Source organism: Methylobacterium ajmalii (assembly GCF_016613415.1).
GTDB lineage: Bacteria > Pseudomonadota > Alphaproteobacteria > Rhizobiales > Beijerinckiaceae > Methylobacterium > Methylobacterium ajmalii.
In genome coordinates this window covers 20,951-37,680 of record NZ_JACWCT010000044.1, presented here as the reverse complement: position 1 = coordinate 37,680, position 16,730 = coordinate 20,951, and the positions used below count along the sequence as shown (strand labels likewise).

General features: G+C 72.4%; 20 protein-coding genes. 17 read left to right on the top strand and 3 right to left on the bottom strand.

Annotated elements, in window-relative coordinates; all coding sequences use genetic code 11:
* Positions 1-34: 34 nt before the first annotated feature.
* Positions 35-937, bottom strand: a complete 903-nt coding sequence (locus HPY23_RS08420) for a DMT family transporter (RefSeq protein WP_060845768.1) — start codon at positions 935-937, stop codon at positions 35-37.
* Between the two features lie 101 nt (positions 938-1,038).
* Here HPY23_RS08420 and HPY23_RS08415 point away from each other — a divergent pair, with 101 nt between their 5' ends.
* The 10 genes from HPY23_RS08415 (at position 1,039) to HPY23_RS08370 (ending at position 9,257) form a co-directional block, all read left to right on the top strand.
* A complete protein-coding gene (locus HPY23_RS08415) occupies positions 1,039-1,851 on the top strand; it encodes an IclR family transcriptional regulator (protein WP_060845767.1) in 813 nt (270 codons plus the stop codon).
* A gap of 137 nt (positions 1,852-1,988) precedes the next feature.
* The gene (pcaH, locus tag HPY23_RS08410) at positions 1,989-2,717 is read left to right on the top strand and encodes a protocatechuate 3,4-dioxygenase subunit beta (RefSeq protein WP_091744581.1); all 729 of its coding nucleotides are present in this window, start codon (positions 1,989-1,991) and stop codon (positions 2,715-2,717) included.
* Positions 2,718-2,738: 21 nt separating this feature from the next.
* A complete protein-coding gene (gene pcaG / locus HPY23_RS08405; protein ID WP_060845765.1) occupies positions 2,739-3,374 on the top strand; it encodes a protocatechuate 3,4-dioxygenase subunit alpha in 636 nt (211 codons plus the stop codon).
* A gap of 288 nt (positions 3,375-3,662) precedes the next feature.
* Positions 3,663-4,496 (top strand): 3-oxoadipate:acetyl-CoA acetyltransferase, encoded by an 834-nt coding sequence (locus tag HPY23_RS08400; protein ID WP_091885354.1) that lies wholly within the window; start codon positions 3,663-3,665, stop codon positions 4,494-4,496.
* Between the two features lie 4 nt (positions 4,497-4,500).
* On the top strand, positions 4,501-5,859 hold the full coding sequence (locus HPY23_RS08395; RefSeq protein WP_091885351.1) for a class-II fumarase/aspartase family protein: 1,359 nt from the start codon (positions 4,501-4,503) through the stop codon (positions 5,857-5,859).
* Between the two features lie 12 nt (positions 5,860-5,871).
* A complete protein-coding gene (gene pcaDC / locus HPY23_RS08390; RefSeq protein WP_091885347.1) occupies positions 5,872-7,053 on the top strand; it encodes a bifunctional 3-oxoadipate enol-lactonase/4-carboxymuconolactone decarboxylase PcaDC in 1,182 nt (393 codons plus the stop codon).
* A 111-nt stretch (positions 7,054-7,164) separates the two neighbouring features.
* Positions 7,165-7,809 carry a TetR/AcrR family transcriptional regulator gene (locus HPY23_RS08385; protein ID WP_060845761.1) on the top strand — a complete coding sequence of 215 codons (645 nt, stop codon included), beginning with the start codon at positions 7,165-7,167 and terminating at the stop codon, positions 7,807-7,809.
* Between the two features lie 74 nt (positions 7,810-7,883).
* Positions 7,884-8,141 carry a hypothetical protein gene (locus HPY23_RS08380; protein ID WP_091744593.1) on the top strand — a complete coding sequence of 86 codons (258 nt, stop codon included), beginning with the start codon at positions 7,884-7,886 and terminating at the stop codon, positions 8,139-8,141.
* A 107-nt stretch (positions 8,142-8,248) separates the two neighbouring features.
* The gene (locus HPY23_RS08375; RefSeq protein ID WP_091885344.1) at positions 8,249-8,887 is read left to right on the top strand and encodes a glutathione S-transferase family protein; all 639 of its coding nucleotides are present in this window, start codon (positions 8,249-8,251) and stop codon (positions 8,885-8,887) included.
* Between the two features lie 127 nt (positions 8,888-9,014).
* Positions 9,015-9,257, top strand: a complete 243-nt coding sequence (locus tag HPY23_RS08370) for a YgaP-like transmembrane domain (protein WP_060845758.1) — start codon at positions 9,015-9,017, stop codon at positions 9,255-9,257.
* 155 nt (positions 9,258-9,412) lie between these two features.
* On the opposite strand, the gene HPY23_RS08365 is transcribed toward HPY23_RS08370, so the two are convergent.
* Positions 9,413-9,685 (bottom strand): GlsB/YeaQ/YmgE family stress response membrane protein, encoded by a 273-nt coding sequence (locus tag HPY23_RS08365; protein ID WP_060845757.1) that lies wholly within the window; start codon positions 9,683-9,685, stop codon positions 9,413-9,415.
* A gap of 264 nt (positions 9,686-9,949) precedes the next feature.
* On the opposite strand from HPY23_RS08365, the gene HPY23_RS08360 reads away from it, so the two are divergent.
* The 5 genes from HPY23_RS08360 (at position 9,950) to gor (ending at position 14,513) form a co-directional block, all read left to right on the top strand.
* Positions 9,950-10,378, top strand: coding sequence for a hypothetical protein (locus tag HPY23_RS08360; RefSeq protein WP_091885341.1), 429 nt, complete (start codon positions 9,950-9,952; stop codon positions 10,376-10,378).
* 184 nt (positions 10,379-10,562) lie between these two features.
* On the top strand, positions 10,563-11,273 hold the full coding sequence (gene rpiA / locus HPY23_RS08355; RefSeq protein WP_091885338.1) for a ribose-5-phosphate isomerase RpiA: 711 nt from the start codon (positions 10,563-10,565) through the stop codon (positions 11,271-11,273).
* 62 nt (positions 11,274-11,335) lie between these two features.
* Positions 11,336-11,869: a DUF2059 domain-containing protein gene (locus HPY23_RS08350; protein WP_091885335.1), complete on the top strand. Its 534-nt coding sequence runs from the start codon at positions 11,336-11,338 to the stop codon at positions 11,867-11,869.
* 101 nt (positions 11,870-11,970) lie between these two features.
* The gene (locus tag HPY23_RS08345) at positions 11,971-13,110 is read left to right on the top strand and encodes an O-antigen ligase family protein (protein ID WP_091885567.1); all 1,140 of its coding nucleotides are present in this window, start codon (positions 11,971-11,973) and stop codon (positions 13,108-13,110) included.
* Positions 13,111-13,115: 5 nt separating this feature from the next.
* Positions 13,116-14,513 carry a glutathione-disulfide reductase gene (gene gor / locus HPY23_RS08340; RefSeq protein ID WP_091885332.1) on the top strand — a complete coding sequence of 466 codons (1,398 nt, stop codon included), beginning with the start codon at positions 13,116-13,118 and terminating at the stop codon, positions 14,511-14,513.
* Positions 14,514-14,623: 110 nt separating this feature from the next.
* Here gor and HPY23_RS33525 read toward each other — a convergent pair whose 3' ends face one another.
* A complete protein-coding gene (locus HPY23_RS33525) occupies positions 14,624-15,445 on the bottom strand; it encodes a helix-turn-helix domain-containing protein (protein ID WP_091885329.1) in 822 nt (273 codons plus the stop codon).
* A 176-nt stretch (positions 15,446-15,621) separates the two neighbouring features.
* On the opposite strand from HPY23_RS33525, the gene HPY23_RS08330 reads away from it, so the two are divergent.
* A complete protein-coding gene (locus HPY23_RS08330; protein WP_091885326.1) occupies positions 15,622-16,356 on the top strand; it encodes an AzlC family ABC transporter permease in 735 nt (244 codons plus the stop codon).
* Complete coding sequence (locus HPY23_RS08325) at positions 16,353-16,673, top strand: AzlD domain-containing protein (RefSeq protein ID WP_091885323.1); 321 nt, start codon at positions 16,353-16,355, stop codon at positions 16,671-16,673. The genes HPY23_RS08330 and HPY23_RS08325 overlap by 4 nt, the downstream gene beginning before the upstream one ends.
* Positions 16,674-16,730: the final 57 nt, after the last annotated feature.

Sequence of the window (16,730 nt, the reverse complement as noted above, 5' to 3'; positions counted from 1 at the left end):
CCCCTCCCCTTGCGCGGGGGAGGGAGCGGCGGTGCTACACCGCCCCTTCCTCCCCCGGCGGCACGACCCGCGGGCGCTCGTGATAGAGCAGGTACAGCCCGGAGGCCGCCACCACCGCGCCGCCGATCACCGTCCAGTGATCGGGCAGATGGCCGAAGACCAGGATGCCGAGGAGCACCGCCCAGAGCAGGTGGGCGTAGGCGAAGGGCGCCAGCGTCGAGGCTGGGGCCCGACGGTGCGCCAGGATCAGCAGCCAGTGCCCCAGCGCCCCGAAGAAGCCGACGGAGGCGATGCCGATCCAGGTCGAGGCCTCGGTCGGGGTCTGCCACAGGAACGGCAGGGCCGGCGCGGTCAGCACCGAGCCGACGAGGCCGGTATAGAACATCGTGGTCTCGGGCGGGTCGTACGCGGCGAGCATCCGCGTCACCACGATGTAGACCCCGTTGACGAGCGCGGTGACGACCGCGAGCAAAGCCGCCGGGTGCATCCCCGAGAGCCCCGGCCGGCTCACCACCAGGACCCCGGAGAATCCGACCAGCACCGCCGCCACCCGGCGCCAGCCGATCCGCTCGCCGAGCAGCGGCCCGGCGATCAGCGCCACGACGAGGGGCGACGCGAAGGTGATCGAGGTGACCTGCGCCAGCGGCAGGTAGCGCAGGGCAACGAACGAGCACATCGTGGCGGTCACCAGGCACAGCGAGCGCAGCACCTGCAGGCCCGGCCGGCGCGTGCGCATCAGCCCGACGATGTCGCGCCGCCCGGCGAGGAAGCCCGCCACGATGACGAAGCTGACGAGGTAGCGCAGGGCCACGATCAGCATCGGGCTCATCGTCCCGCTGAGGAACTTCGCCGAGGCGTCGATGCTGGCAAAGCCCGCCACCGCGCTCACCATCAGGGCGATGCCGGTCAGGGTCTCGTGCTGGCCCGTGCCGCGCATGCCCGCTTCCTCTCTCGTTCGCTCCCTTGACTTAGAACGGAACTCCATTCAAATCCAGAACCGCGTTCCATATTTGAGAGCGCGGAATTCGAGCACGAGAGATGGCCGGCTCCCTGCTGCGGCGCGCCCTGGACCTGGTGGAGCTCCTCGCGAACCATCCGCGCGGGTTGCCCCTCCAGACCATCGCCGAGACGCTGGATATCCCCAAGAGCGGCGCCCACCGGCTGCTGGCCGAGCTCGCCGAGCATTCTTACGTGGTGCAGGACGGCGAGACCGGGCGCTACCTGCTGACCACCAAGTTCGCCACGCTCGGCCTCAAGCACCTCTCGCGCACCGGCGTCGTCGACATCGCCCAGTCGGTACTCGACCGGCTGGCGGATGTCAGCGGCGAGCTGGCGCGGCTCGCGGTGGTCGACTACCCGCGCCTCGTCTGGGTGGCGAAGGCGCAAGGCGCCCGCACCGGCCTGCGCTACGACGGCGACATGGGCACCGAGGCGCGGCTCTCGACCAGCTCGACCGGCATCGCCTGGCTCGCGAGCCTGACCGACGAGGAGGCGCTCGGCCTCGTGATGCGCCAGGGCCTCGGCACCCCCGAGGAGTTCGGCCCCAACGCGCCGCGCACGGTCGCGGCGCTCATGGCCCTGGTCAACGAGGCCCGCGCCCGGGGTTACGCCTGGGTGCGGGACACCAACACGCCGGGCGCCGCCGCGATGGCGGCCAACATCGTGCATCCGCAGACCGGGCGCGCCATCGGCAACCTCAGCGTCGCCGGCCCGAGCCTGCGCCTGACTGAGGCGCAGCGCGACGCCATCGCGCCGGATCTGCTCGCCGCTGCCGCCGACCTCTCCTCGGTCGGCGCCTTCTCCGAGTATCTCGGGGCGCTCGGCGGCCGGGCCCCCGTCGCGTCCGGATGACGCCCTGAAATGGCTCGGGCCCCGGGACGGTGGTAAGTCCCGCGGGCGCGTCGAACGACCGGGCCGCCAAGAGCCACCGGGGGTTCTTCCCCTCGCACGACCCGTCACGGGCCCCGGAAGGCCCCCAGGAGGAAGCGATGACCCACGCCGACAGCGAGTTCCTGCAGAGGGACCGCTCGATCCACCCGCCGGCCTTCACGCCGGACTACAAGACCAGCGTGCTGCGCTCGCCGCGCCGGGCGATGATCTCGCTGCAATCCTCCCTGTCGGAGGTGACCGGCCCGGCCTTCGGGCATTCGGAGCTCGGCGCGCTCGATAACGACCTGATCCTCAACTATGCCCGCGAGGGCGAGCCGATCGGCGAGCGGATCTTCGTCCACGGCCACGTCCGCGACGAGAACGGCCGGGGCATCCCCCACACCCTGGTCGAGTTCTGGCAGGCCAATGCGGGTGGGCGCTACCGCCACCGCAACGACCGCTACCTCGCCCCGATCGACCCGAACTTCGGCGGCTGCGGCCGGACGATCACCGACGAGAACGGCTTCTACTACTTCCGCACGATCAAGCCCGGGCCCTATCCCTGGCGCAACAACCTCAATTCCTGGCGCCCGGCGCACATCCACTTCTCGGTGTTCGGCTCCGGCTTCGCCCAGCGCCTCATCACCCAGATGTACTTCGAGGGCGACCCGCTGATCTGGCGCGACCCGATGGTGCTCGGCATCCCCGACCGCTCGGCCGCCGAGCGCTTGATCGCCCCCCTCGACCTCGGCGCCGCGGTGCCGCTCGACATGCTCGCCTACAAGTTCGACATCGTGCTGCGCGGCCGCCAGCAGACGCTGTTCGAGAACAAGCTCCAGGGAAATTGAGAGTTGAGGGGAACTGAACCGATGGTCCAGCCGCTTCCCGTTCGTCTCCAGGAGACGCCGTCCCAGACCGCGGGTCCCTACGTCCATATCGGGCTGATCCCGCACCAGGCCGGGTTCGACATCTTCGAGACCAATTTCACCAACGTGCTCGCCGGGCCCGAGACCAAGGGCGAGCGCATCCGGATCGAGGGGCGAGTCTTCGACGGCGCCGGCTCCCTGGTGCGCGACGCCTTCCTGGAGATCTGGCAGGCCAATTCCGCGGGCCGCTACAACCACCCGGCCGACCGCCAGGAGGGCAAGCCCCTCGACGAGACGTTTCGCGGCTGGGGCCGCACCGGCTCGGACTTCGACACCGGATTGTGGTTCTTCGAGACGGTGAAGCCCGGCCCGGTCGAGGGCCGCAAGGGCCACCGCCCGATGGCACCGCACGTCAACCTCTGGATCGCCGCCCGCGGCATCAATATCGGCCTCCAGACCCGGCTCTACTTCGCCGACGAGGTCGAGGCCAACGCCGCCGACCCGGTGCTGAACCTCGTCGAGCGCGGACCGTTGCGCGACAGCCTGCTGGCGAAGCGCGAGGAGCGGGATGGGACGACCGTCTACGTCTTCGACATCTACCTGCAGGGGCCGAACGAGACCGTGTTCTTCGACGTGTGAGCTTCGCCCCATCCGCCTGACACACGACTCCTCATCCCACCCACGACCTCATCCTGAGGTGCCGCATAGTGGCCTCGAAGGAGGGCTCCAGAGATGACTAAGATTTCTGGAACCCTCCTTCGAGGTCAGTCGATCTTCGATCGCGTGCGATCTGTGATCGCCAGCGATCGAAGATCGCCAATACCTCAGGATGAGGTTGCAGGTGGGAAGGAGCGGAAGACCATCACTCGGTCGCGTCCTCACGTCTCATCGTGGCGACAGAGCCAAAAATAACCCCAGGAGCCCCCCATGAACCCCGTCGTCATCGCCGTCGCGATCACCGGCTCGGTCCCGCGCAAGAAGGACAACCCGGCGGTGCCCACCACCGTCGCCGAGCAGGTCGAATCCACGCACGCAGCCTTCGAGGCCGGCGCCACCCTCGTCCACATCCACGTCCGCAACGACGACGAGTCCCCCTCCTCCGACCCCGACAAGTTCGCGGCGGTGCAGGAGGGCGTGCGCAAGCACTGCCCCGGCATGATCGTGCAGTTCTCGACCGGCGGCCGCGGCCGCGATCCGAGCGCGCGCGGCCTCTCGCTGGTCCACCGGCCCGACATGGCCTCGCTCTCGACCGGCTCGGTCAACTTCCCGAGCATCGTCTACGAGAACCACGCGACGCTCGTCGACAACCTCGCCGGCACGATGCGCGAGAACGGCATCCGGCCCGAGATCGAGATCTTCGACCTCTCCCACATCCACGGCGCCAAGCGGCTGATCGAGGAGGGGCTGATGGACGCCCATCCGCACGTCCAGTTCGTGATGGGCGTGAAGAACGCGATGCCGGCCGACGAGCACCTGCTCGACATCCTGCTCGCCGAGACCCGCCGGGTGATCCCGGGCGCGACCTGGACCGCCGCCGGCATCGGCCGCGAGCAGGCCCGCGTCATGGGCTGGGCGCTCGCCCGCGGGGCCGACGCCGTGCGCACGGGCCTCGAGGACAATATCCGGGTGACCAAGGACCGGCTCGCCGCGAGCAACGCCGAACTGGTGTCGCTCGCCGCCGAGATGGTGACGCGCCACAACCGCAAGGTCGCGACCGCGGCGGAGGCCCGCGCCCAGCTCCACCTGAAGCCCGTGGCCTGATCCGATGACGCTCTCGGCCCTCGACTCCGCCCTGCTCGGGCCCCTCTTCGCCACGGACGCCATGCGCGCCGTCTTCGCCGACGAGGCCCGGGTGGCGGCGATGCTGCGGGCCGAGGCGGCCCTCGCGCGGGCGCAAGCCGAGGCCGGCCTCGTGCCGGCGTCCCTCAGCCCCGCCATCGAGGCGATCGGCGCGGCGGCGCTCGATCCCGCCGCTCTCGGGCGGCGCACCGCCGTGTCCGGCGTGCCGGTGATCCCGTTCGTCAAGGCGGTGCAGGGCGCCCTGCCGCCCGAGCTCGAGCCCGCCTTCCACAAGGCCACCACCACCCAGGACATCGCCGACACCGCCCTGGTGCTCCAGGTCCGCGACGCCTTCGACCTCGTCGCGGCGGACCTGAAGGCGATCCTCGACGGCCTGTCCGCCCTGGCGCGCCAGCACCGCGAGACCCCGTGCGTCGGGCGCACCTACGGCCAGCATGCGGCCCCGGTCACCTTCGGGTTCAAGGCGGCGATCTGGGCGCTCGGCATCGCCGAGGTGGCGGCCCTGCTGCCGGCCCTGCGCGACCGGGTCCTCACCGCCTCGCTCGGCGGCCCCGTGGGCACGCTCGCCGGCCTCGGCGAGAAGGCCGAGGCCGTCGGTGACGGCTTCGCCGCCGCGCTCGGCCTGCATCCGGACCTCGCGCCCTGGCACACGCGCCGCGCCCGCATCGCCGAGACCGGCTCGTGGCTCGCCCTGCTGATGGGCGCGCTCGCCAAGTTCGCCACCGATGTCGCGCATCTCGCCACCACCGAGGTCGGCGAGGTCGCCGAGCCCTACGTGCCGGGCCGCGGCGGCTCCTCGGCGATGCCGCACAAGCGCAATCCCGTCTCCTCGACGGTGATCCTCTCCGCCTTCGGCGCCGCCAAGGGGACGAGCCTGACGCTGATCGACGGGATGGCGGCGGCCCACGAGCGGCCGGCCGGCGCCTGGCACGCCGAGTGGCACGCCCTGCCGACCCTGTTCGGCCTCGCCTCGGGAGCGCTGCGCGAGGCCCGCGGCCTCGCCCAGGGGCTCGTCCCCGACCCTGGGCGGATGCGTCGCAACCTCGACGTGACGCAGGGCCTCCTCTTCGCCGACGCCGCAGCGAGCCGGCTGGCGCCCGTGATCGGCGCCAAGGCCGCCCATGCCCTGGTCGAGGATGCCGCCGGCGCGGTCCGCGACGGGCAAGGCCCGCTCCGGGAGGTGCTGCGCGCCCGGCCCGAGGCGGCGGGCGCCGACGTCGAGCCCGCCTTCGACCTCACCCCCGCCATCCGGGCCGGGGCCCGCACCGCCGACCGGGCGCTGGCGGAAGTCTCGCGCCTCGCCGCCTTCCTGCACTCCGCGTAAAACGAGGTTCCCATGCCCCAGATCGAGGCCAACGGCACCCTTCTGAACTACGAGCTGTCCGGTCCGAGCGGCGCGCCGGTGGTGGTCTTTTCCAACTCGCTCGGCACCTCGCTGGCGATGTGGGACCCGCTGGTGCCCTACCTGCGGGGCCGCTACCGGGTGCTGCGCTACGACACCCGCGGCCACGGCGCCTCGCAGGTGCGCGACACCCAAATCGAGGTCGCGGATCTCGCCGAGGACCTGATCGGCCTCCTCGACGCGCTCGCCATCCCCCGCGCCCACGTCGTCGGCCTGTCGCTCGGCGGCATGACCGGGCAGGCGGCGGCGAGCCGCCATCCCGACCGGGTGATCAGCCTGACCCTGATGGCGACCGCGGCCTTCATGCCGAGCGAGGCGTCGTGGAACGAGCGCGCCACGCTCGTGCGCGAGAAGGGCACGGCGGCGATCGTCGAGGCGACGATGACCCGCTGGTTCACGCCCGATTTCCCCGCCAAGTCCCCAGACGCGGTGGCGCCAGTGCATGCCCAATTCACCGGCACCGATTCGGCCGGCTACGCGGTCTGCTGCAACGCCATCGGCCGCATGGACCTGCGCCCGGTGCTCGACCGCATCACCGCCCCGACCCTGGTCATCGCCGGCCGCGACGACCCGGCGACGCCGCCCGCCATGGCGCAGGAGATCTGCGATCGGATCCGCCACGCCGAATTGGTGGTGCTGCCGAACGCCGCCCACCTCCTTTCCGTCGAGCAGCCGGCCGCCACCGCCGCCCATCTCCTCGGCTTCCTCGACCGGCACCGCGGAGCGCCCGAGACGGCGACGGGCGCGGTCGCGTTCGAGACCGGTCTCACCAACCGCAAGAGCGTGCTCGGCGAGGCCCATGTCGACCGCTCGCTGGCCGCGGCCGGCGACTTCGCCGGGCCCTGGCAGGACTTCATCACCCGCACCGCCTGGGGCGAGGTCTGGGGCGACCCGCGCATCCCGTGGAAGACCCGGTCCTTCGTGACGCTCGCCATGATGGTGGCGCTCGGTCGCGAGGAGGAGTTCAAGCTCCATGTCCGCCCGGCCCTGCGCAACGGCGTCACCGTGGCGGAGCTGCAGGCGCTGCTGATCCAGACCGCGATCTATGCCGGCGTGCCGGCGGCGAACGGCGCGTTCCGCTGGGCCCGGGACGTGCTGGGCGACGAGATAGCCTGACCGGGCGACGAACTCGCCTGACCGGATGCACCGCGGCGGGCGGGGTGGTAGAGCAGGCGGCATTCCGGCTGCCTCCTGCCGCCCCCCATCGCTCCCCGAACCCTCCGGACCATGGACGCCGTCACGCCCCGCCCTCCCCGCACCAAGGACCCCGAGCGGACCCGGGCCGACATCCTGGCGGTCGCGACGGAAGAGTTCTCCGCCTTCGGACTCAGCGGTGCGCGGGTCGACGCCATCGCGGAGCGCACCCGCACGTCGAAGCGGATGATCTACTATTACTTCGGCGGCAAGGAGGGCCTGTACCTCGCGGTGCTGGAGAAGGCCTATGCCGACATCCGCCAGGTCGAGGCCGACCTCGACCTCGGCAATCTGGCGCCCGCCGAGGCGATCCGCCGGCTCGTCGAATTCACCTTCGAGTACGACGAGGCCCATCCGGACTTCATCCGCCTCGTCGCGATCGAGAACATCCACCGGGCCGAGCACCTCTCGGGCTCCGAGACGATCCGCGGGCTCAACCTCGGGGTGATCCAGACCATCACCGACATCATCGCCCGCGGGCAGGCCGACGGGGTGTTCCGCGCCGACGTCGATCCCCTCGACGTCCACCTGATGATCAGCGCGCTCTGCTTCTTCCGGGTCTCGAACCGCCACACCTTCGGGGCGATCTTCTCCGTCGACCTCGACGCGCCGGAACTGCGCGCCCGCCACAAGCGGATGGTCGGGGACGCGGTCGTCGGGATGCTGGCCCTGCGCTGACCGGCCGGGAACCGGATTCGCCGCCGGTCGATTGCTCCTCGTGAAGACCCGTCGCAGTCGCGGAGGACAGCCCGATGACCCGAGGCACCAGCCGTCTCGTCCTGCTCGCCGTCCTGGCCGCCTCGCCGGTGGTCGCGCAGGTCGTCGACAAGCCGCTCGCCGACAGCCCCCAGCGCAGCCGCGAGACGGCTCCCAACATGCCGCCCGCCCACGAGACGCTCCCCGAGCGCGTCCGCCCGGGCGACGCCGACACGACCGGGACCGTGCGGCCCTCCGCGCCGGCCCCCGACCCGAAGACGACCGACGGGGTCCTGCGGCCGCAGCGGGGCTAGGCGTAGACGGTCGGCCTATGACGGCGCGTATCGCGCCGTGAGGCAGGCGGCTTCGGCTTGCGAATCACCGACCGGGCTGCTTCCCTCCCCGCGCAGGGAGGCAGCCCATGACCGACGAACTCGTCTTCTACACCCATCCGATGTCCCGCGGGCGGATCGTCCGCTGGATGCTGGAAGAGGTCGGGGCGACCTACCGCACCGAGATCCTCGGCTACGGCCCGACGATGAAGGACGCGTCCTACCGGGCCATCAACCCCCTCGCCAAGGTGCCGGCCCTGGTCCATCGCGGCGTCGCCGTGACCGAGACGGCGGCGATCTGCGCCTATCTGGCCGATGCCTTCCCGCAGGCCGGCCTCGCCCCGGCCGTGGGAGATCCCGAGCGCGGCGCCTATTACCGCTGGCTGTTCTTCGCCGCCGGCCCGGTCGAGGCGGCGGTCACCGACAAGGCGCTCGGCGTCGTGGTGCCGGACGAGCCGCGGATGCGCGCCATGGTCGGCTACGGCAGCATGGCGGAAGTCCTCGACGCCCTCGAGGGCGCCGTCTCGGGCCGCGAGTACCTCGCCGGAGGGCGCTTCTCGGCCGCGGACCTCTATGTCGGCTCCCATCTGATCTGGGGTATGCAGTTCGGCTCGATCGAGCGGCGCCCGGCCTACGAGGCCTATGTCGCCCGTCTCGTCGACCGTCCTGCGGCCGTGCGCGCCCGGGAGATCGACGACCGGATCCACGCCGAGATGCAGCAAGGATGATCCGACCCCGCGTTCCGCCGGGGAGAGGCGCAGGAGGGCCCACGTCGCCGGGAACGTCCGGCCTCCGCCCGCGTTCGCACCGCGACGCAGCGGAAATCCTCCGCGCCCCAGCCACACGGAGCCCACCATGGCCAGCGACCTGATCCACGACGTCTTCAGCGGCGAGCGCAACCTGACCACCAAGGAGCGCACCATCTCGGTCGTGCTCGGCCTCGGCCTCGCCGCGGCGGCGGCCCAGCCCCGGCCGAACAAGTTCCTGAGCCTCGCGGCCCTGGTCGCCGGCTCGCTCCTGGCGATCCGCGGCGCCACCGGCCATTGCGCCGCCAAGTCGCTGATGAACGATAGCGGGCACAGCCCGGCTCGCATCTGATCGGACGATTCCGGGGCGCCCGCGGGTGCCCCGGATCTCCATGGGACCGTTCTTCGCGACAGACGAACAAAAGACCCGCGCCGGCATCCCGGCGCGGGTCTTTCGTTCGTCGGTAAGGAAAGGCCGGCGGGAAGATCCCGCCGGCAGTCGAGAAATCAGAGCACGGTGGTGCGGCGGCGGCCCTGGATGAGGCCGAAGATCGCGAGCACGACGACCGCGCCGACGACCGAGGCGATCAGGCCGGCGCCCTCGTTCGGCGGATACCACCCGGTGACCTGTCCGAGGAAGGTCGCCACGAAGGCGCCGACGATGCCGAGCAGCGTCGTCATGATGAAGCCGCTCGGCTCGTTGGCCGTGCCGGGCATGAGGAACTTGGCGATGACACCGGCGACGAAGCCGATGATGATGGTCCACAGGATCGCAAGCATGGGGGCTGCCCTTCGGCTCCGCTTCTATGTTGATGAAACGCACGGGCCGGGCCGAGGTTGCGCCGGAAGGCGGGACTGTCTGGCTTTTCCTGTCCCGCCCGGACTGTCCGACGGCGGAAAGGGCCGGCGCCCTCCACCCGGGATCCGGGTGCCAAGCCCGGGACAAGCCGGAGTAGGATATAACGCGCGCAGGCGGACGAGTCGGCCGTCGCGCCGTGCGGGCGCGCGGGTCCGTCGGGCCACGGTGTCGAGGAGCGGCGCGCCATGCGCGGGAGAACGGGTTATCGGGTCCGGGCGGCCGGGGCGGCGGCGGGCCTGCTGCTGGCGGGCGCGGCGCACGCGGCGTCCTACGAGTTCGTGCCGGCCCCCCAGGCCGACCTCAACCGGGTCTACCGGGTCGACAAGGCCACCGGCGAGGTCATCTCCTGCCAGTACGGCCTGCAGGAGAACACGATCGGCACCACCCTGTGCTTCGGACCCGGCGAGGGCGCCGGTCCGCAGGCCCCGTCCGAGTACGGCCTGGTGGCGTCGCGTCACCTGCGCGAGGCCGGCGTCTTCCGGGTCAACCACCGCACCGGCGCGATGAGCATCTGCTACGTCCTCGACGACGCGGTGGTGTGCACGCCGCAGGGCAATGCCGGCAGCGAGGCCCCGCGGACCGGGGCGGCTCCGGCCCCGGCGACCAAGCCCTGAACGCCAAGCCGCTTCGGCCGGCCCGGCGCCGCAGCGCGGCAACGCCGCTTCCGCCTCCCCCGACCGCGTGCTAGGGGCGTCTCGATCGGCGGGGCCGGCCGTTTTTGGACCCGCCGACGCCAGACCACATGCGGCGGGATGCCATGCTGATTGCCTTCATCCGTTCGTCCTGCGGGGGCCGGCGTTGAGCCCCGCCGAGCTCAAGCGCGCCGCCGCAGCCCGGGCGGTCGGCCTGGTCGAGGACGGGATGCGCCTCGGCCTCGGCACGGGCTCGACGGCGACGCTCTTCGTCGAGCTGCTCGGCGAGCGGGTGCGGGCCGGCCTCACCGTCGTCGGGGTGCCGACCTCCGAGGCGACAGCCCGGGCCGCCGAGGCCGCCGGCATCCCGCTGACCACCCTCGACGCCACGCCCGACCTCGACCTGACGATCGACGGCGCCGACGAGATCGACCCGCAGCTCCGCCTCATCAAGGGCGGCGGCGGTGCGCTCCTGCGCGAGAAGATCGTGGCGGCGGCGAGCCGCCGCATGGTGGTGATCGTCGACGGGGCCAAGCGCGTCGAGACGCTGGGGCGCTTCCCCCTGCCGATCGAGGTGGTGCCCTTCGGCCTCGTCGCCACCACCCTGGCGGTCGCGGCGGCGCTCCGGTCCACCGGCTGCGCCGGGCCGCTCGCCGTGCGCAAGGGCGCCGACGGCGCGCCCTTCGTCACCGATGGCGGGCATTTCATCCTCGATGCCGGCCTGTCCCGCATCCCCGACCCGGAGGCGCTGGGACGCGCCCTCGTCGCGGTGCCGGGCGTGGTCGAGCACGGCCTGTTCATCGGGCTGGCCACCGGCGCGATCGTCGCGGAGGCGGCCGACGGCCAGCCCCGCATCGTCACCCTCGGGGCGGCCTGACGCGCCCTCACCATCCTCGTCGCGGCCGCCCCCGTGCGGGCGCCGCCTTCCGGAGCAACACGATGTCCCCGCGCCGTTCCCGTATCCTCCTGGCGGGCCTGCTCGCCGCGTCCCTGGCGACCCCCGCCCTCGCCCAGACCAAGCCGGCGTCCCCCGTCGCCCCGCAGGCGGGCACGATCACCCCGAGCCACCTGGCGCTCGCCAAGGAGGTGATGCTCTCCTCCGGCATCGCCCGCTCGTTCGATTCGATCCTCCCGGCCTTCGGCGAGCAGATCAAGCAGGCGGCGGTCACCCGGCCCGAGCTGAGCAAGGACCTGGGCGAGGTCCTCGAGAAGCTGCAGCCCGAGCTCGAGCTGCAGAAGCAGCGCATCATCGAGACCGCCTCGCGCATCTACGCCAACAAGCTCACCGAGGCGGAGCTGCGCGACGTCGCCACCTTCTTCCGCTCGCCGGCGGGCAAGCGCTACGTCGAGACCCAGCCCCAGGTCCTCGACGACATGGTGCAGGCGATGCAGACCTGGACCCAGGAGGTCTCCGAATACATGATGGTCCGGGTCCGGGCCGAGATGGGCAAGCGCGGCCACCAGCTTCAGTGATCGGCGCGGCATCCGCCGGGACATCGGCCTCGCCTGCCGGCGGGAGGGCCGCGACGCTCGATCGTCTCGGCGCCGTCGTGATCGCGGCCCTGCCGGCCTGCATGGCGGTCGCCAACCGGTCGAGCCCGGTCGTGGTCGGCCTCGCCGGGCTCCTGCTGCTCGCCGGTGCGGCCGCCTCCGGCCGGCCGCTGCGGGCGCTCCTCCTGGCGCCGCTGGCGACCCCGGTCGGCGTCGCCGCCCTGGCCTTCCTGGCCTGGTGCGGCATCAGCCTCGCCTGGAGCCCGCTGCCCGGCCTGTCGCTGCGCACCCTGTCCGAGTTCCTGCCGGCCCTGCTCGGCGCCTACCTGGTGGCGCGCCTCGCGCCGCCGCATCTCGGCCGCGTCGCGGCGCCGGCGGCCTGGATCCTGGTCGCGACCTGCCTCTACGTCATGGCCGATCTCGCCTCCGGCCTGGTGATCCGTGAGGCGCTCGGCCAGCGCGTCGCCGCCTTTGCGTTCAACCGGCCGCTCCTCACCATGATGCTGCTGGTCGGCCCCCTCGCCCTCGTGCTCGCGGCCACCGGCCGGCGGGTGCTCGCGGCCGCAGCGCTCGCGATCTTCGCCGCGGCGGCCTGGCGCTCGGTCAGCGGCGCCACGGTGCTGGGGCTCGCCGCGGGTGCCCTCGCCTTCCTCGCCCTGCGCCGGCTGCCGGCGCGGCTCGGCCTCGGGCTGACCGGGGCCGCGCTCCTCGGCGCTCTGGTCCTCGCCCCCGTCGAGGGCGACCTCCTCGCCCGCACGATGCCCGAGGCCCTGCACCAGCGGCTCGCCGGCAGCAGCACCCGGGCCCGGGTCGCCATCGCCCGCAGCTTCGGCGCGGCGGTCGCCGCCGATCCGTGGCGGGGTGCGGGCTACGGCACCAGCGCGCGGTTCCAGGACTTGCCGGTCGCCGAGCGGGTCGAGCCCGAGATGCGCTTCATGCTGGCGGTCGGGCACCCGCATAACAGCTTCCTGCAGGTCTGGGCCGAGCTCGGGGTGGTCGGTGCCGCGCTCGCCGCCCTCGTCCTCCTGCTGACCCTGCGGGCGGTCGCGGGCTGGACGGCGACCGCCCGCACCATGGCGCTGGCCCTGCTCGCCGGGGCCGGGATCGTCGCCTTCGTCGAGCACGGCGCCTGGCAGGCCTGGTGGACCGCCGGCGTCGGCGCGGCCATCGCCTGGCTGCGCGCCCTGCCCTATCAATCGCAAGACCCAACGCACGAGCGGTGAGCGCCATGACCGAGACCCGCAACGATGCCTTCGACGTCGACCTGTTCGTGATCGGCGGCGGCTCCGGCGGCGTGCGGGCCGCCCGCATCGCCGCCGGCTACGGCGCCCGGGTGCAGCTCGCCGAGGAGTACCGGGTCGGCGGCACCTGCGTGATCCGCGGCTGCGTGCCCAAGAAGCTGATGGTCTATGCCGGCCGCTTTGCCGACGAGTTCGAGGACGCCGCCGGCTTCGGCTGGGAGGTCGGCAGCCCGCGCTTCGACTGGGCGGTCCTCAAGGCCCGCCGCGACGCCGAGGTGACGCGGCTCGAGGGCATCTACGCCACCAACCTGATGCGGGCCGGCGTCGAGGTCGTGGCCGACCGGGCGGTGATCGAGGACCCGCACACGGTGCGCCTCGTCCGCTCCGGCACCCTGGTGCGCGCCCGCCACATCCTGATCGCGGTCGGCGCGCATCCGGTGAAGGAGCCGCTGATCCCCGGCGCCGAGCTCGCCATCACGTCGAACGAGGTGTTCGAGCTGGAAACCCGGCCGGAGCGGATCCTGGTGGTCGGCGGTGGCTACATCGCGGTCGAGTTCGCGGGCGTGTTCGCGGCCTTGGGCACCCGCACCACCCTGCTCCACCGCGGCGACCGGCTGCTGCGCGGCTTCGACGGCGAGATCCGACAGGCGCTCGGCGAGGCCTACGCCAAGCGCATGGACCTGCGCCTGAACACCACCGTCCACCGCCTCGACCGGCGCGACGGCGCGATTCTCGCCACCTTGAGCGACGGCAGCGAACTCCTCGTCGACCAGGTGCTGGTGGCGACCGGGCGGCGCCCGAACGTCGCCGGGCTCGGGCTGGAGAAGGCCGGCATCGAGCTCGATTCGGCCGGGGCGATCCCGGTCGACCGCTTCTCGCAGACCGTCGCCTCGTCGATCTACGCCGTCGGCGACGTCACCAACCGCGCCGCGCTCACCCCGATCGCGATCCGCGAGGGCCACGCCTTCGCCGACACGGTGTTCGGGGGCAAGCCCTGGGCGGTCGACCACGACCTGATCCCGACCGCGGTGTTCTCGACCCCCGAGATCGGCGTCGTCGGTCACGGCGAGGAGGTGGCGCGCCGCCTCCACGGCGAGATCGACGTCTACGAGGCCCGCTTCCGGCCGATGAAGGCGACCCTGTCGGGGCGCGACGAGCGCATCCTGATGAAGGTCATCGTCGATCGCGCGAGCGACCGGGTGGTCGGCGTCCACGTCCTCGGCCACGATGCCGGCGAGATCATCCAGGCCGTCGGCATCGCGGTGACGATGGGCGCCAAGAAGGCCGATTTCGACCGCACCATCGCGGTCCACCCGACGGCCGGCGAGGAACTGGTGACGATGCGCACGCCCTCGGTGGTCAAGCAGCCGGTGGCGGTGGGCTGAGCAGAGTTCGCAAAAGTGGTCACCGGTTTTGCGAAAAAAATCTGCGACACAACAACGACCCAAGCGGACGAAGCGTTGGCCTGCCAACGCAAGTCTGCGGAGCGCGGCCGCTACCGGCAGGCATCGGCGTAGCGCCGCGGGGTCGTCCCGAAGGCGCGCCGGAAATGGCCGGTGAAGTGGCTCTGGTCGTAGAAGCCGAAGCGGACCGCCGCCTCCGCCGGCGCCGCGCCCGCCGCCAGGGCCGCCCGGGCGGCCTCCAGCCGCCGGTGGACGACGAACTGGTGCACGGTCATGCCCGTGCGGGCCTTGAACAGCCGCATGACGTGGAACGGGCTCAGCCCGACCGCGGCGGCCACGTCCTCGACGCTCAGGCGGTGATCGAGGTTGGCCATGACGTAGTCGATGCCGCGCCGGATCGGGGCCGTCGGCGGCGGCCCTGGGATCGACCGGCCCGCGCGCTGCCCGTGGCGGCGGAGAAGGAGCGCGAGCGCCCGGCAGATCGCCTCCTGCCGGCGCAACGCCTCGACCGGGCGGGAGGCGACGTCGATCGCCGACACGAGTGCCCCCGCCAGCGCCGCATCCTCGATCAGGCCTCCCGCCCCGAGATCGAGCGTGCCGCGGTTGAAGAACCCGTCCGACAGGGTCTCGAGGGCCGCGACGCCCGGGTAGAGGGCCGAATAGATCCAGCCGCCGTCCCGTGCCGCCCTCTCCCTGGTATGCACCTCGCCCGGCGGGATGATCATCACCGTTCCGGGCGAGGCCACGCCGTGCGTCCCGGCGATGCTGTACTTCTGGGCTCCGGCCCGGAACGCCGCGATCACGAAGGCATCGTGCGCGTGCGCGCCGTAGCGGCAGGTCCGGCATTCCGCCCGCAGGATGTCGATCCCGCCGAGGATGCCGCTGTCGTGCCAGAGCTCGATCCTGTCCGTCATCGCCGTATCGCCCGAGTACCGTCGGTGTAGTGCCGCGCCCGGGGTGGGTCGACCGCAGGATTTTCCCAAGAGCAGGTCCGTCCTATCGGCGGCGGCCCCCGGGCGGGTAGGCGTCCTGCCGCAGCGGCGACGGTCGCCCGGCACGGGGCCGGTCCGGAAGGCCGGCGAGGAACGCGATGCCCCCTGGAATCCCGATCGACCCTCCGCCCCGCGGCCCTTTCGTGCAGGGGGTCGCGGCCTGTCTTCCCACCGTCCTCGGATACTGGAGCATCGGCTTTGCCGCCGGCGGCGTCGGGACGTTGGCCGGGTTCTCGATCCCGGACATCCTCCTCCTCGCCGCGCTGCTCTACGCGGGCTCCGCGCAATTCCTGGTCTACGGCATGACGGCGGCGGGCGCCGGGCCGCTCGCGATCGCCGCCGCGATCCTGCTGGTGAACGTCCGCTACCTGCTGATGAGCGCGGCGCTGGCGCCTTACTTCCGCGGCCAGACCCCGCTGCAGAAATGCGTCGGCGGCGCGCTCCTCACCGACGAGACCTTCGCGGTCGCCTCCGGGCATGCCGTCCGGCACGGCGCGCTGCCGTTCCGGTGGCTGCTCGGGGTCAACCTCACCGCCTACCTGAACTGGATCGCGGCGAACGGCCTCGGGGCGGTCCTCGCCCGGACCCTGCCGGCCGCCGTCGCGGACGGATTGTCCTTCGGGCTCACCGCCATGTTCGTCGGGCTCCTGCTGCTCACGGTCCTGGCGAGCCGCAGCCGGGCGTCGGATCTCGTCTGCGTCGCGGTCGCGGCTAGCGTCGCGGCGGCGGCGCTCGCAATCCTGCCGCCGAACGTCGCCCTCCTCGTCGGCGCGGTCGCCGGGGCGACGGCCGCCACCGCCGCGACCGCGACCCGCACCGCGGAGGTCCGATGAACGGCACCCTAGTCACGGCGATCCTGCTCGGCGCCGCCGTCACCCTGTGCGCCCGCGCCGGGCCGATCCTGCTCCTGTCGCGGCGTCCCCTGCCGCGGGTGGTGGTGCTGTGGCTCGGTTTCGTGCCCTCCGCCATCATGGCGGCAATCGTCGCCGTCGACCTGGTCGTGCATCCCGCCCGCACCGCGGGCGGCTGGAGCGTCTCGGTCCTCGCCGCCGCGGCCGCGCTCGCCGTCGGCCTCCTCGGCCGCAGCCTGTTCTTCACGGTGCTGTCGGGATTGTGCGCCTTCGCGCTGTTCAAGGCAGTTCTGCCGTAGCTCTAACGGCACCAGCCGTACGGCAGGGCTGCAATTCGCGAGCACCGCCCCCCTCGC

What these genes read in the sequence shown, in the direction of transcription:
- HPY23_RS08380 (WP_091744593.1), top strand. Translation starts at nt 7,884, where the DNA reads ATGACCCGAGGCACCAGCCGTCTCGTCCTGCTCGCCGTCCTGGCCGCC.
- HPY23_RS08375 (WP_091885344.1), top strand. Translation starts at nt 8,249, where the DNA reads ATGACCGACGAACTCGTCTTCTACACCCATCCGATGTCCCGCGGGCGG.
- HPY23_RS08385 (WP_060845761.1), top strand. Translation starts at nt 7,165, where the DNA reads ATGGACGCCGTCACGCCCCGCCCTCCCCGCACCAAGGACCCCGAGCGG.
- HPY23_RS08345 (WP_091885567.1), top strand. Translation starts at nt 11,971, where the DNA reads ATGGCGGTCGCCAACCGGTCGAGCCCGGTCGTGGTCGGCCTCGCCGGG.
- HPY23_RS08415 (WP_060845767.1), top strand. Translation starts at nt 1,039, where the DNA reads ATGGCCGGCTCCCTGCTGCGGCGCGCCCTGGACCTGGTGGAGCTCCTC.
- pcaG (WP_060845765.1), top strand. Translation starts at nt 2,739, where the DNA reads ATGGTCCAGCCGCTTCCCGTTCGTCTCCAGGAGACGCCGTCCCAGACC.
- gor (WP_091885332.1), top strand. Translation starts at nt 13,116, where the DNA reads ATGACCGAGACCCGCAACGATGCCTTCGACGTCGACCTGTTCGTGATC.
- pcaH (WP_091744581.1), top strand. Translation starts at nt 1,989, where the DNA reads ATGACCCACGCCGACAGCGAGTTCCTGCAGAGGGACCGCTCGATCCAC.
- HPY23_RS08370 (WP_060845758.1), top strand. Translation starts at nt 9,015, where the DNA reads ATGGCCAGCGACCTGATCCACGACGTCTTCAGCGGCGAGCGCAACCTG.
- HPY23_RS08365 (WP_060845757.1), bottom strand. Translation starts at nt 9,685, where the DNA reads ATGCTTGCGATCCTGTGGACCATCATCATCGGCTTCGTCGCCGGTGTC.
- HPY23_RS33525 (WP_091885329.1), bottom strand. Translation starts at nt 15,445, where the DNA reads ATGACGGACAGGATCGAGCTCTGGCACGACAGCGGCATCCTCGGCGGG.
- HPY23_RS08350 (WP_091885335.1), top strand. Translation starts at nt 11,336, where the DNA reads ATGTCCCCGCGCCGTTCCCGTATCCTCCTGGCGGGCCTGCTCGCCGCG.
- HPY23_RS08395 (WP_091885351.1), top strand. Translation starts at nt 4,501, where the DNA reads ATGACGCTCTCGGCCCTCGACTCCGCCCTGCTCGGGCCCCTCTTCGCC.
- HPY23_RS08360 (WP_091885341.1), top strand. Translation starts at nt 9,950, where the DNA reads ATGCGCGGGAGAACGGGTTATCGGGTCCGGGCGGCCGGGGCGGCGGCG.
- pcaDC (WP_091885347.1), top strand. Translation starts at nt 5,872, where the DNA reads ATGCCCCAGATCGAGGCCAACGGCACCCTTCTGAACTACGAGCTGTCC.
- HPY23_RS08420 (WP_060845768.1), bottom strand. Translation starts at nt 937, where the DNA reads ATGCGCGGCACGGGCCAGCACGAGACCCTGACCGGCATCGCCCTGATG.
- HPY23_RS08400 (WP_091885354.1), top strand. Translation starts at nt 3,663, where the DNA reads ATGAACCCCGTCGTCATCGCCGTCGCGATCACCGGCTCGGTCCCGCGC.
- HPY23_RS08325 (WP_091885323.1), top strand. Translation starts at nt 16,353, where the DNA reads ATGAACGGCACCCTAGTCACGGCGATCCTGCTCGGCGCCGCCGTCACC.
- HPY23_RS08330 (WP_091885326.1), top strand. Translation starts at nt 15,622, where the DNA reads ATGCCCCCTGGAATCCCGATCGACCCTCCGCCCCGCGGCCCTTTCGTG.